8 protein-coding genes are annotated in these 14083 nt (G+C 68.2%); 4 read left to right on the top strand and 4 right to left on the bottom strand.

The window, feature by feature from the left end:
- Nucleotides 1–6: 6 nt before the first annotated feature.
- The 4 genes from cutA to BJ970_RS36435 form a co-directional block, all read right to left on the bottom strand.
- On the bottom strand, nt 7–324 hold the full coding sequence (cutA, locus tag BJ970_RS36420; RefSeq protein ID WP_184733079.1) for a divalent-cation tolerance protein CutA: 318 nt from the start codon (nt 322–324) through the stop codon (nt 7–9).
- 684 nt (nt 325–1008) lie between these two features.
- Nucleotides 1009–1254, bottom strand: coding sequence for a carbon-nitrogen hydrolase family protein (locus BJ970_RS40335; RefSeq protein WP_376775192.1), 246 nt, complete (start codon nt 1252–1254; stop codon nt 1009–1011).
- A gap of 315 nt (nt 1255–1569) precedes the next feature.
- The gene (locus tag BJ970_RS36430; RefSeq protein ID WP_184733083.1) at nt 1570–2451 is read right to left on the bottom strand and encodes a nucleoside hydrolase; all 882 of its coding nucleotides are present in this window, start codon (nt 2449–2451) and stop codon (nt 1570–1572) included.
- 6 nt (nt 2452–2457) lie between these two features.
- Nucleotides 2458–4254, bottom strand: a complete 1797-nt coding sequence (locus tag BJ970_RS36435) for an NAD+ synthase (protein ID WP_184733085.1) — start codon at nt 4252–4254, stop codon at nt 2458–2460.
- A gap of 956 nt (nt 4255–5210) precedes the next feature.
- Here BJ970_RS36435 and BJ970_RS39320 point away from each other — a divergent pair.
- From BJ970_RS39320 to BJ970_RS36455, 4 genes are all read left to right on the top strand, one after another.
- Entirely contained in the window at nt 5211–8642 is a 3432-nt protein-coding gene (locus BJ970_RS39320) for a hypothetical protein (RefSeq protein WP_184733088.1), read from the top strand.
- The gene (locus tag BJ970_RS36445; RefSeq protein ID WP_184733090.1) at nt 8639–9640 is read left to right on the top strand and encodes a hypothetical protein; all 1002 of its coding nucleotides are present in this window, start codon (nt 8639–8641) and stop codon (nt 9638–9640) included. The genes BJ970_RS39320 and BJ970_RS36445 overlap by 4 nt, the downstream gene beginning before the upstream one ends.
- Nucleotides 9625–13044: a right-handed parallel beta-helix repeat-containing protein gene (locus tag BJ970_RS36450; protein WP_184733092.1), complete on the top strand. Its 3420-nt coding sequence runs from the start codon at nt 9625–9627 to the stop codon at nt 13042–13044. Before BJ970_RS36445 ends, BJ970_RS36450 begins: the two co-directional genes overlap by 16 nt.
- 169 nt (nt 13045–13213) lie before the next feature.
- Nucleotides 13214–14053, top strand: a complete 840-nt coding sequence (locus BJ970_RS36455; protein ID WP_184733094.1) for a transposase family protein — start codon at nt 13214–13216, stop codon at nt 14051–14053.
- Nucleotides 14054–14083 lie beyond the last annotated feature (30 nt).

Here is a 14083-nt window from a genome sequence, read left to right on the forward strand (position 1 = left end):
CTAGCGTCAGGCCCGAGTCTCGTCGTCAACCCACGACAGGTAGGCATCGTGGCCGCCGACGATCGGCGTGGCGATGATCTCGGGAACGTCGTAGGTGTGGTTCGCCTTGATGTGCTCAATGAGCCCGTCGAGGGCACCCACCGAAGTCTTGATCTGTAGCTGCCATTCGGGGTCGTCCTGAACAGCGCTTTCCCAGCGGTAGAAACTACGGATCGGTACCACCTGCACGCAGGCACCGCGACGAGCCGCAACGATGCTCCGCGCCAGCGTCGCTGCTGCCTCCTCCGAATCCGTGGTCGTCACAACCTGCACGTAGTCAGTCATGCGGCCAGCGTATCGGGTGGATCACGGTCCGGATTCGGCCGCGCCACTCCCGGCGACGGGGCCCTTGGGACGAAAACGGTTCGGACCTCCCATCATCTTCGGAATGTGTCGCCACGTGCTGTTCGGCTCCTGCACCGGCGGAGCTGATCAATCGGTGAGCGTCAGGGGTGTGTGGCTCAATCGATCCGCGAGCAGGTCGTCGAGCAGAGCGGACAGGGTGGCGGGCAGGAACTTCTCGCGGCACGGCCGCAGGTCGTCGGCCGACCATATCGGCCAGCAACGGCACCCACGGGGCAAGATCGGTATAGCTAATCTCGGCCCCCGGATCGTCAAACCGTTGCGCCCCAACAGGATCGGACGCCACCCGATGCGAACGCAGCTCCATGAATCCCACCTGCATGGCCGCCGCGTGCCCCGTCGCGGTTCCGTCCTCGCCGACGACGAACCGCACCAGCGGACCGGATGCGAGAGCAGCCCGCATCGGCGCGAGGATCACCCCGCCCGGCCGGGTATGCGCCACCCACGGATACGGCAACTGTCCCATGTGGACACCGGCAGTCGCGATCAGAACGGGCAGCCGCCGAGGAACGTGCCCTCAGTCGATGTGCGTCGCGATGTCCGTGTAGAGCTCAGGTCGTCGTTGCTCGAGCAGGGGATACCGGGCGCGAATCACGTCGATGAACCCTAGGTCGAGGTGTGTGGTGACGACTCCCTCGACGTCCGAGGCTGTGGCGACGACGGTGCCCCAGGGTCGGCGATCATGGAGCGTCCGACGAAACCGATCCCGCTGACAGGTTCGGTGCCCACTTGTCCGGAGGCGACGACGAAGACCTGGTTCTCGGCTGCCCGAGCCCGGATGAAGAACTCCCAGTGGTCCAGTCGAGGGCTGAGGAAGGCCGAGGCGCACACGATTATGCGAGCCCCGCGCAGGAAGAACTCGCCCTCCTGGCAGTCGACCTACTGCTAGACCGTCTGAACGGTCAACCTGCCCCAGCAACGCCCGCCGTCCTACTGCCCGAACTGCGATGGCGCCCGTCAACCATGAGAAATCGATAGCGCCCGCGTCGAATGCTTCACTGCGCGTTTAACGGCGCTTCATGCACCACGTGCTATGACCGAAGCGACTCGCAGGCCCACACTGCGTGCTACCAGGCCGCGCAGGAGGAGTGGGATCAGGCTGTGGCCGGAATGTGGGAGAACGTGCGTGAGATGCATCAGCGCCTGGTGTCTCTGATTGGCGTATGGTCAGCCTGGTTGTGCGGCCGGATGTGCGCCCGCGGGGTCGAGTTGTTGGCTCAGCCAGGTGGCGAAACCCGCGTGGTCGGCAGCGGTGCTGATCGTGATCTGTTCGCCGTTGTCGGCCAGTCGGGTGCGTCCGATCTCGTCGACCGCGACGCGGTCGGACTCGAACTGGACGAACGGCTCGCCCAACGCCGCGGACAGGGTCAGTGGCGTGTGCGGGATGGTGCTGGGGTAGTAGCCGGCGTAGTACAGGTCGCATTGGGCGACCAGTGCCGTGGCCCATTCCGCCGGGGAATCCGCGAGTACTTGGTACAGCTGGGATTCCGCGGAGATGGCGATGTCCGGGGCGAAGGTGACGTCGTAGGTCACCAGCCTCGGGTGGGTCAGGGCGGTCAGGGCGGCACGGGCGGCGGCCGGGTCGAGCCGGAAGTTGTACTGGGCCGTGGTCGGGTCGCGGTAGGCCAGGGCCCCGCCCATCTGGGTCAGTTCCAGTCGGTTGGCCAGCCCCGGTCGGCTCGCGAGCACGGCGGCGAGGTTGGACATCGGGCCCAGCCCCAGCCACCGCACCGGACCCGGCTCCCGATCGCACAGCGCGGCCACGGCGGCCACCGGGTCCGTCGGCTGCGCCGGGATGTCGGTCGGTATCAGATCAGCGATCCAGAAGTAAGGCGAGTCGGACAGCCGGGCCCCGGCCACCACCGGAACGTCGGGCCTGCCCAGCAGGTCCAGGAACGCGCGGGCGAAGCGGGCACGTTGCCCGCCGGCCTCGTCGGTGGTGAGCACCAATGCGAGCTCCGGGCAGCTCCGCGCGGCGATGGCCAGCGTCATCGCGTCGTCCGGCTCGCCGCCGATGTCGGTGTCGATGATCAGCGGTGCAGTGGTCATGGCCGCTTATCCCAACGCCAGGTCGTGCTGGGGGAAATAGACCGCGGAGCGTCCGTGCGGGACGAACTGGTTGGTGATCGGCATCCGGCGGTCCCGGCCGAACGCCTTGATCGAGATCTTCGGCCCGGGCGGGGCCTGACGCCGTTTGAACTCGCTCCGTTCGATCATCTCGATCACCCTGTCTACCACGATGGCCTCGATCCCGGTGCGGATCAGGTCGTCGCGACCGAGGTCGTTCTCGATGTAGCCGGTGATGATCTGGTCCATCACCTCGTACGAGGCGGGCAGGAGCTGCGAGTCGACCTGACCGGGCTGCAGTTCCGGGCTGGGCTCCTTGGTGATGATGTTGACCGGCACCGGCTCCGGCTGCTCTTGCCTGCGGGCCTGGTCGTTGCGCCAGCGCGCCAAGGCCCACACCAACGTCTTGGGCACGTCGATCAGCGGCGCGTAGCCCCCCACTTGGTCGCCATAAAGGGTGTTGTGACCGCAGCCGTACTCGGTTTTGTTGCCGGTGTTCAACGGCAGCCGGTCTTCCTGGTTCGCCACCCCCATCAAGAGCAGGCCGCGCGCGCGGGCCTGTACGTTTTCCAGCGCCACGTTGTCCACGGGCAGCAGCGACAGCACCGCGTCCACGATGGGCTGGATCGGCACAATCCGGAAGTCCACCCCGGTCCGTCGAGTCAGTTCGGCGGCGTCGGATTTGGAGTGGTCGCTGGAGAACAAGCTGGGCATCGAGATCGCGGTGACGTTGCCCGCGCCGAGCGCGTCGGCGGCGAGCACGGTGACCACCGCTGAGTCGATGCCCCCGGACAACGCCACCACGGCCGATTCGAACCCGTTTTTGCGCGCATAGTCACGGGTGCCGGTGACGAGTGCCTGCCACACCTCGCGCAGGTCGTCCGGCCGCGAGGCTTGCTGTTCCGGTACCAGGTCGGCGAGCGACAGTTGCGGCCACGTCGGTTCGACGCGATCCGCCACGCCCAGCGGCACTTCTCGCAAATGCTGCCCCTGCGGGTTGCTCGCCTTGGCGAGCTCCAACTCGGTGACCAGCAGGTCCTCGGCAAAACTGGCGCCCTCGGCGAGCACCTGACCGCTGGGCTCGATGATCGCCGAACCGCCATCGAAGACCAGCTCGTCTTGCCCGCCTACCACGTTCACCGAGGCGATCGGGGCCCCGACTGCGCCGGTCAGCCGCGTCAACCGGTCCATGCGAGCCCGCCGGTGCCCGCGCCAGTACGGTGCGGCGCATAAATGTAAGACCAGACCCACCTGCGCCTGCGCCGCCGTGGCGAACGGCGCCGCGTCCTCATTCATGTCATCGCCGATGACCAAGGCAACGTCCACGCCGTTGACCTGGGCGACCACGAGTTCCTGCCCCGACGCGAACACTCGTTTCTCGTCGAAAACGCCGTGGTTGGGCAGCCTGTGTTTGAAGGAGCGGGCCACCACCTCGCCATTGCGGAGCAAGGCCACTGCGTTGCGCGGCTCGCGGCAAGGGCCGCCGTCCCCGCCTGCCGCCGCACCGTCATCGAGGTAGCCGACGGCCACCGTCAGCTCGCCAAACCCATCCGCCTTAAGGTCGGCCGCCACCTGCGATAAGCCGGCCACGGACGCGGCCACGAACTCCGGGCGGGCCCCCAGGTCCTGCACCGGGCAGCCGGTCAGCGCGAGTTCCGGGAATGCGACCAGGTCGGCGCCCAGCTCCGCCGCCTTCCGAGACCAGCGAAGAACTTCGGCCGAATTTCCCTGTATATCCCCTAGAACCGGGTTGATCTGCGCCAATGCCACCCGCAGCGTGGTCATTTCAACCTCCTGGGTCGGATGTCCCCGTCGCAAGCTAGTCGACGAGCGCCAGGTGAACGCCTTTTGCTGCCCTTTTACGCGAGTTGCCGAAGTACGAAAGGGCAAGATGCGTGGTCTGAGGTGGTGCGGGAAGGATTCAGATTCCGCGGAATAGCGCCCGGAATCGCTGGTATCCGCACCAGGTTGGCCGAGATCGTTCGCGAGGTCGGCGCCGGTCGGGAAAACTCGTTCAGATGAACGGTCTCCAAATAAACCGTGACGATTGCGGTGTGATCGAGGCGCTCGTGCCCGAGCAGTCGCAGAATGCGGCGGAAGTGTTGTCGTCGTACCCTCGTGGCCGGTGATTGGATCGCCGGCCGAAATCGGTTCGTGCGCAATGAATGGATCACTGAGGCAGGTCCGCTTGGAAGTGGCCGGGGGTCTCCGGGGTGGGTGGCGGCTGCTGGACCAGCAAAGACCTCCGGACACGTGATGGGCGACACTCGCGCCGAAGGCTGCCTTGCACTCGCTGGCCCGGATACATCACTGCGCTGGCCCGGATACATCTTCGTCTGCTACCGCGAATTACCGAAATCTTTGCGAATCCCGACCACTAGGTGTGACGGTGCGCGGTGTGGTTCTCGGCGGAGTCGGTGTCGCCCCGGGTAAAGGGCGCCCCTGCCGCACTTGCTCGGGCCTTAGTGGGAGCGGCAGATCCGCATTCGAAATCCGGACCGGATGGTCGCTTTCGCGCGGCCCGTCTCGCTACCGCAGCGCCCGGGCGGAAAAGCTCCGCGACCTCGCTCCGGTGGTGCCGAACTTGCGGGTGCACCGCTGCGATTAGGGTGCACCGGAGGGCGGTCACGGAACCCGACTGGTCGTCTTTCCCGAAGGGGCAGGCCTTGCCGAATGGGTGAACTCCCCGGGCTTGGCAGCCGTGGAACAAGTGACGGTGTTGGCGCGGAGGTGTGTTGCGGATGACTGCGATCGTGGTAGAGCGGGCGGGCGCGTCGGTGCTGGTTCGCGCCGGCGGGGCCCGGAATCCTGGCCTCGCGTTCGCGGAAAAGGTTGCCGCCGAGGATCACCGCAGGGCAGTTGTGGTGGACCAGGCGGGATATACGGCCTTGCACGGACTTGACTCCCGTGTGCTGACCGACCTCGGCGGTGTGCTGTCGCGCGGTCTTGGCCGTCGGCCGGACAACGTGCGGCTGGTGGCCAGCGGCTCCGGTCGAACGAACCCGGACGGCACGCCACCGCTCGCGGCGCGCTTGGCACACCAGTTGGGTGTCGAAGTGATCGCCCCCGACGGTGAACTGGTCATCCTCAGTGGCGGCGAGCTTTTCTCGGTGGGCCCGGGCGCGGGCTGGCTGCGCTTCCGGCGCGGCCGCAAGACCAAGCGCGACGGGCCCCGGTTCCCCGCACCGCCCTGGGAATCGGACTTGCCGGGGGACTTCGCGGCGCAGGTCGCGGGCCGGGCCAGCGTGGTCGCGATCCCGGCCGGCCTGTGGGTGCGGACCGCGAACGCTCGCCCGGCGCCGCTGTTCGACAGCGGTTTCGGCATTCCACCGGAGGACCGGCTTCGCATCGTGGCGGGCGCCCCTGGCGAGGGCCTGCCCGACGTGACTGAGATCGCCAGAATCGCTCAGTCTCTTCCGGAGCCGATCCGGCACAACTTCGTGCTTACCGTGTACGGGCCCGAGCCTGTCGGGCCGGTGCCGTTCGCGCAGCGTCTCGCCGACTGCCTTGGCGTTCCGGTGCGGGCGAGCCATGCCGTGCCGCATTACGCCGAGACCGGTGCGCGCAGCATGATCGTGATCAACCGGACCGGCCACCCGACCTGGCGGCCGTTCCTGCACGAGAGCATCTACCTTCCCCACGGTGCACCGACACCGTGCAGCGGAGTGGCTCCGGCGCCCGGTCTGCACAGCGCTGGCCCGGGTCGTTACTGGCTCACCGACGGCTGGCTGGTCGACACGATTCCGTGCGGATTGCAGGTGCGCCCGGCCGCCACCCCGCCGGAGTCGGTCGCCACTCGGCTGCCCATCGACCCGGAGCACGTCAGCCTCGTGGTCACCGCGGTCACGCGGACCTCCGACGCGGTGCCCGCATCGGTCCTCGCCGCAATCGACAAGCTCTGCCGCTCGCTGTCGCCGGATGCCCGGGCTCGGCTGCGTTTGGTGGCCGGTCCTTGGGTTGATCCCGCGGCACTCGCGGGTGTGGGCGCGGCCCTGCAGGCGCCCGTCACCGTCCTGACCCCGACCGGCATCGTCCCCGCCGGGCCCGCGCCGCAGGAGGCTCCCGCTCGAATCGACCGGTCCAGCCCGGAGCAGGTCTTCGGGACCGACAACGCGATAGAGGCCGCGCCCGCGCCCGCAGTTGAGCGCGAGCCCGAATGGAGCCGATCCGCGTCGGCCGAGGCCGCCGTTGGCCTTGCCGGTGTGGCCAACGGGCCGCAGGCGCCGGAATCGGTGCCCGGTCAGCCGCTCGGCAACGCGGAGCGAAACGTCAGCGCTCCGCCCGTGCGGCCGGGTGAAGTCGAGCGGGTTCCGGCCGAGCGTCCTCAGGCCAACGAACCGGTGCCGTCCGAGGCGGCCGGCCGGGTGGACGTAACGGCCACCCGGCCAACGGTTTCCTCGAACACCGTGACCCCGTCCGCGGCGCATCCGCCCGCGCGTCGTGCCGCGCCGGTCGCACCGACCGCGGTGGACCAGGACGGCCGGATTCGACCGATCCGGACGCGTCGTGCCACGCCAGTCGCACCGACCGCGGTGGACCAGGACGGCCGGGTGCGACCGATCGGGACGACGTGGAGGCGGAAAAGTCAACCCGGCCCAAGCACGCCGGGTCCCGTGACCCCACCACCATCCGAGCAGCCGACCGAAAATCCGCCCGCGCCGTCGACCGAACTCCCTCCGACCACGTCACTCCCTCCGACCACGTCGTTGGTGTCGAGCCTGGCGCTTTCGGACCGGACCGTCCCGAGCGCACCGGCCGTGCGACCGCACTCGCATCAGGCGCCGAGAGCATCGGTTTCGGCCAGCGCAGCAGGGGAATCGTCAGCTCCGGCCGGTCCGCCGGAGCCGCCGGAACGCTTGCCGCGGCCGGACGCGGGTCATGAGCCCAAGCCGGGTCCTGCGGGAATGCCCGAGGCCAAGCCGGGTCCTGCCGGAATGGGTCACGAGCCCATGCCGGCTCCTGCGGGAATGCCCGAGCACAAGCCGGGTCCCGCCGGAGCGCCCGAGCCCAAGCCCGGTCCTGCCGGAGCGCCCGAGCCCAAGCCCGGTCCTGCCGGAGCGGCCGACGCCAAGCCGGCTCCTGCTGGAGCGCCCGAGCCCAAGCCGGCCCCCGTCCATGATTTCGATGACGGGCCAACCTTGGTCCTGCCGATCGTGCCCATGATGCAAACGACGCCGGGTGCCGCCGAATCGCCGATTCCGCCGGTGTCGACCGCGACCGAGGCATGGGCCGTGCCGTCCACGCCGCAGCAACCGATGCGACCCGAGGATGCCGAAAGCGACGCCATCGGTAGCGGCCCGGCGGCCGACCAGACGGATCCGGTGGCGGCCGAGCCGGAGCCATCGGCCCCACCGGAGGCGGAGCACGAGCAGCAGGAACCCGAGCCGAAGGCCACTCCGCTGCTGCTGGCCGACCACTCCAGCACGGACGAGGACCGCAGGAGTTTCCGCTCCTCGCTCGGCTGGCGGTACGACGCGGCGACGCAGATGGTGTCCCGGATGCTGGCCGAGCGTCCCGGCATGCGATCGGCGGCGCCGAAGGGCGACGTGCTGATGACGGAGTTGGCGGCCGTCCAGGTGTTCGCCTCGTCCGGGCAGGTCGACGTGGTGGAAGCGTTCCGCACCGGCAATGACCTGGCGGACCGGGCCTACCTGTCCTGCATCGCCAGCGGTCTGCGGTGGTTGCCATCGTTGCAGGGCGTCGTCGTCCGCGGCGGTCCGTCCGACCCCGCCGAGGTGGACGACTACGTGGTGGGTGCCAAGCTGCTCGAACCGGCCCCGGTCGTGGCAAAAGCCGATGCGGAAACGGTCGTCCCGGGCGCGGTCGAGGTGCTCATCTGGTCGATCACGGCCCGTCGGCTGGCGGGACTGGTCGAAGGGGAGCGCCAGGCCGACGTCGCGTTCGCGCCGAGCACGACCTTCGAGGTGGTGGCCGTCGACCGCGGCTCCACCCGCAGCCGGGTGCTGCTGACCGAGGTGCCACCCGGCTGGAACGGAACCGGCGACAACGCCGAGCGTCGGGCCGCGCGCATCCGGAAGAAGCTGGAGGATGCCGCCGCCGCACGCGAAGACCTGCGAACCGACGAATCGGCCGCCGACGATGAGGAGAGGTTCGCCGCGCTGCCCGGTATGCCCGCGAGTCCCGTAGCGGTGAGCACCGGGGGCACGTCTTGAGTCCTGAAACGTCGGTCGTGGAGCGCGACGACCTCCACCAGCTCTTGCTGCACCTCGCCGGTCGGGTACCGGACGACGGCTTGGCGGCCGTGCGTACCTGTCTGGCCGACGGTGAGCAGGACCAGGTGGCCGGTTTTCTCGCCGCCGCCGTCGGGACCGGGCGGCTCGCGTTGACCCAGGACGAAGCGGACCTGATCGAAGCGGTGGCCGTCGAGCAGGGCGAGAACATCAGCGGGCTGGACAAGGCGCCACGCCTCGCCGAACTGCCGCCGTCGGCTTTCGAGTTCACCGCGCTCGACCAGGAAGCGATGGACCACCAGGACGCGACCGTGGTCGAAGCGGCAAGCCGGGTCGGCGGGCTCCGTGGTCTGTGGCGGGTCATTCGCAGCTCCGCGGCCCGGGATGTGCGGGTCTATCTCGGGGAGACCGAGCAGACCGCGGACGTGGTCGAGCTGGTCGCCGAGGTGCAGCACAGTCTGGCCGAGGCGGGTACCGAGCCCCGCATCGAGATGTTCGCCGAAGGCACGGAGTTGGCGCCCTACCACGAAGCCGCGCTGGAGACGGCCGAGCTCGTGTGGACGGCCGAGCCGCCGCCACGCATCCACCTGGCTCGCGTCTTCGACGGTGCGGATCCGGCGCAGGGCCCGTATTTCGAGCCGGATCATCCGCGACTGCGCGGTGCTGATTCCGAAAGAGTCCTGGCATTTCTGCGGTCCGGAGAGGTCGTGCTCAGCAACGACGGAATGATGGACGACGTGGTGCGATCCGATCAGGTTGGCACCGTGCCGGTCAACTTCCGTTCCGACGGCACGTGGATCTGGACCGACTCGATAACCTACTACCTCGATCGATATCACCTTTCCCCGGAACCCGACCTGGTCGAACACGCGTTGGCCGCGACCGGACCAACGCCCCCGCTGAGCCGGATCGCTTTCCACCAGGTCCTCGCCGAATTGTTCGCGCCCGCACCGCAGGAGCCGATGTGGCAGGCAAGCTGATCACTACAGGCAATTCCAGGTCGATGCTGACCGTTTCCGCTACCGAGGCCGATTGCTACCGCACCATCGGCGATGCAGTGGCGGCGGCCAGTGCCGGCGACGTCATTTCCATTCAGCCCGGCACATACCGGGAATCGGTGGTACTGCACCGCGACGTGACGTTGTCGGCGGCCGGGCCACCGGGGGCCGTGCGCATCGAATCCGGCGGCGACCCGACGATCCGCATGACCACTGAATCGGCCGCACTGTCCGGCATCGTCGTGGTGCACGAGGGGTCGGAAACGTCGGCGATCGACGTGCCCATCGGTCGTCTTCGGTTGGACGAGTGCACTGTAGAGGCTCAGTCGGCCGCCGCGTTGTTCGTGCGCGGCCAGGCCGAGCTGCTGGCGCATGCCTGCACCTTCATCAACCCCGCGGGTGCCGGGATAATCGTCGTGGACCGCGGCGGCGGCAATTTCGACCAGTGCACGCTGCGCGAGATGAAGAACTCGGCCGTGGTGGTCCGCACCGGCGCCGACCCGCAATTCGTGGGCTGCACGATCACCGACGTCTCGGGCAGTGCGGTGCTGGCTGCCCAGCGGTCGCGGGGGACGGTGCGCAACTGCCGCATCGCGCGTGCCGGAAACCCCGCGTTGGTCATCGAGAGCGGCAGCACCTTGCACGTGTCCGGCACGACCATTTCGGAAGGCAACGGCGCGGGTGTGCTCGTGGCGGCCACCGCGGCGCCGGTGCTGGAAGACTGCCAGATCGATGACTCCGCCGCGCAGGGCATCGTGCTGATGCAGCAGGCCGCGGCGGAGATGCGTCGAATCCGGGTCCGCCGTCCGGCCGGATACGGCATCCACGTGCTGGAAGGGGCGGCCGGGACCGTCACCGACTGCGAGATCAGCGGTGCCGGCGACGTCGGCGTGTGGATCTCCGAGTCCAGCACGGTGTTCAACGGTCTTCGGATCGAAGACAGCGCGGGAACGGGGATCCTGGTCCGCGACTCGGCCACTCCGTCCTTTTCGGACGTTCAGGTGCAGCGCGCCGGCGGCTACGGCCTGGAGGTCCGCGCGGGCGGCTCGCCCAAGCTGGCGGGCGCGCTGATCAACGCGGCTGCCTCGGACGGTGTCCTGGTGACCGAGCAGGGTCGCCTGAGCGTCGAGGACCTGTCCGTCACGGGCTCGGAGGCCGCGGGTGTGCGGGCCGTCGATGGCGGCTATCTCGATCTGAACGGCGTCACGGTGTCCGACAGCGGCGAAATCAACGTGCTCGTCGCGGACAGCGAGGCGGCGCTGCACGGATGCGACCTGTCCGGCGCCGGCCAGCAAGGCATGCTCGTCTCCGGCGGGTCGTCGGTGGAGCTGACCCAGATCCGGGCCAGCACTTCGGAAGGCTCCGGCATCGAATGGGCCGCCGGTACCACGGGAACCATGTCGCAGTGCGAGGCATCCAACAACGGTGGTGACGGCCTCGTGGTCGCTTCCACCGCGCCGCTCACGATCCGGGACTGCCTGCTCGAAGCCAACGGCGGCGCCGGGATGCGCATCACGGTGCGGCGGGACAACCTGCAGCTCAGCGGAATCGAGAGCAAGCGCAACAAGGACCCGGAAAGCGACAACTCCGGCAGCAACCCGCAGGTGTCCCAGCAACTGAAGCGGACCGGGAGCACCGGTAACACCCGCCGGTTCGCCAAAGACTCCGAGGACGAGGCCCCCAAGCAGACCACTTCACCGAAGCGCGAAGGACCGCTGGGCGAGCTGCTCGACGAGCTCAATTCGCTCGTGGGCTTGGCCGATGTCAAGCGGGAAGTGGAGATCCTGACCCGGTTGGAGCAGATGGCCGAACGGCGCGCGGCGGCTGGCCTTCCGATGCCCCCGATGAGCAGGCACCTCGTCTTCACCGGCTCGCCCGGTACCGGTAAGACGACCGTGGCGCGGCTTTACGGCAAGATCCTCGCGGAACTGGGAGTGCTGCGCAGCGGGCAACTCGTCGAGGTGGGCCGGGCCGATCTGGTCGCCAGCATCGTCGGTGGGACGGCCATGAAGACCACCGAGTGCTTCGAGCGCGCACTGGGCGGCGTGCTGTTCATCGACGAGGCATACACGCTGTCGGCCACCAGCGGCGGCGGCGCGGACTTCGGTCGCGAGGCGATCGACACCCTGGTGAAGCTGATGGAGGACCACCGCGAGGACGTCGTGGTGATCGTGGCCGGGTACACCCTGGAGATGCGCAAGTTCCTGGCCTCCAACCCCGGTCTCGGCTCCCGGTTCTCCCGCACGATCGAATTCGCCGATTACTCGTCGTCCGACCTGGTCACGATCATCGAGGGACTGTGCCGGTCCAACGACTACCGGCTGGAGTTCGAGACCCGCGAAGCGGTCCTGAGCTACTTCGAGAAGCTGCCGCGCGACGAGTCCTTCGGCAACGGTCGTACCGCGCGGAAGGTGTTCGAGGAAATGATCGGACGCCAGGCGTACCGGCTCGCCGATTCCCCGGAGGCCAATGCGGTCGAGATGACTCGCCTGCTGCCCGAGGACATCGGCGCGCTGCCCGGCAGCGGGATCGGTGCGGGCGCGGCGAACGTGGACACCGACAAGGTGGAGTCGCTGCTGAACAAGCTGCAGCAGATGGTGGGGCTGGCCGAGGTGAAGCACGAGGTCAGCAACATGGTGGACCTGCTGGCCTCGGCTCGGCAGCGGCAGGCCGCCGGGCTCCCGGTGCCGTCGCTGAGCCGACACCTGATCTTCGGTGGCCCGCCCGGTACCGGTAAAACGACCGTGGCCAGGCTCTACGGCGAGATCCTCACCGCGCTCGGGGTGCTCGCCCGCGGGCAGGTGATCGAGGTCGGCCGCGCCAACCTGGTCGGGGAGTACGTCGGCCACACCGCGCAGCGCACGACCGAGGCGTTCGACCGCGCCCGCGGCGGCCTACTGTTCATCGACGAGGCGTACACGCTGTCGTCGCAGCGGGGGTCCGGGACCGATTTCGGTCGGGAAGCCATCGACACGCTGGTGAAGTTGATGGAGGACCACCGCGACGAGGTCGTGGTGGTGGCGGCCGGGTACGAGGAGCAGATGGAGGACTTCCTGGCGGCCAACCCCGGGTTGTCGTCGCGGTTCTCCCACCGGGTCCGGTTCGCCAACTACAGCAACGACGAGCTGGTCACCATCGTCACCCAGCACGCCGCGTCGGCCGGTTACGAATGCACCGGCCCGACGGTCGCGGCGCTGCGCGCGCACTTCGTGGCCGTGCCGCGCGGGGTGTCGTTCGGCAACGGCCGGTACGCCCGTCAGGTCATGGACGCGGCGGTGACCCGCCACGCCAAACGCCTACGGCTCACGGCTTCGCCGACGCTGGAGGATTTGTGCGTGCTGCTGCCGGAAGACATCCCAGGACCGGATGAGATCGTCGGCACGTGATCGCGCCGATTTCAATGGAGATCGGCGCGCTGATTTCCATTGAGGTGATCTCAGAGAAATGGGGGCGGGGTGCGGGAGGCTTGTGAGCAGGGGGTTGTGGAGACAGGACGTGGGGTCCTGGTAGAAGAAGGTCTCGCTACAAGATCGTCTTCGTTACCAAGGACCCCACGTGATTACCTATACTGCCACGCTCGATGTCGACGACGAACTCACCCACTACCTGTCGCGGCTGCTGGCCGCCGAACGCCGCCGGCGCCTCACCCCGCGCGGGCGACGGGCGTTGACCCCGTTCAAACAAGCGGTTCTGGGGCTGCGGTGGTTCCTCGACCGCACCCCGATCCCGAAACTGGCCAGGGACAACAACATCGGCCGCGCCACCGGGTACCGCTATATCGACGAGGTCATCGACGTCCTCGCCGATCAGGCCCCTGATCTGCACGAAGCACTCGAAGACGCCGCCGCACAGGGGGCGGCCTACGTCATGGTGGACGGCAAACTGTTCAGCACCGACCGCCTCGGCGAAACCACCGAGAACAAAAACGGCACCCTCATCGACCGGTGGTTTTCCGGCAAACACCACACCCAGGGCGGCAACGTCCTGATGATCACCGACCCCACCGGATTCCCACTGTGGACCTCACCGGTGGAACCCGGCAGCGTCCACGACAGCACCAGCGCCCAAGAGCACGTCCTGGGCGCCCTGTACTGGGCCTATTCCGAACTCGACCTACCGACCCTGGGCGACGGCGGATTCCAGGGCTCCGGCATCGGGGTGTTCACCCCGATCAAACACAGCAAAAGCGCCCCCAAGGGCTGCCCACTGGATATCGACAACAAAACCTACAACGCCCTGCTCAGAGGCCTACGCGCACTCTGCGAACGCGGCTTCGCCCTGCTCACCCAACGCTGGCGCACCCTCCAACACATCACCGCCAGCCCCCGCAAGATCACCACCATCGTCCAAGCCGCGCTCACCCTCACCCGCCACGAACACGGCAAAATCCACTGAGATCACCTCATTGAAATCGCCGGCAACAGA

It is taken from the genome of Saccharopolyspora phatthalungensis (assembly GCF_014203395.1).
GTDB lineage: Bacteria > Actinomycetota > Actinomycetes > Mycobacteriales > Pseudonocardiaceae > Saccharopolyspora > Saccharopolyspora phatthalungensis.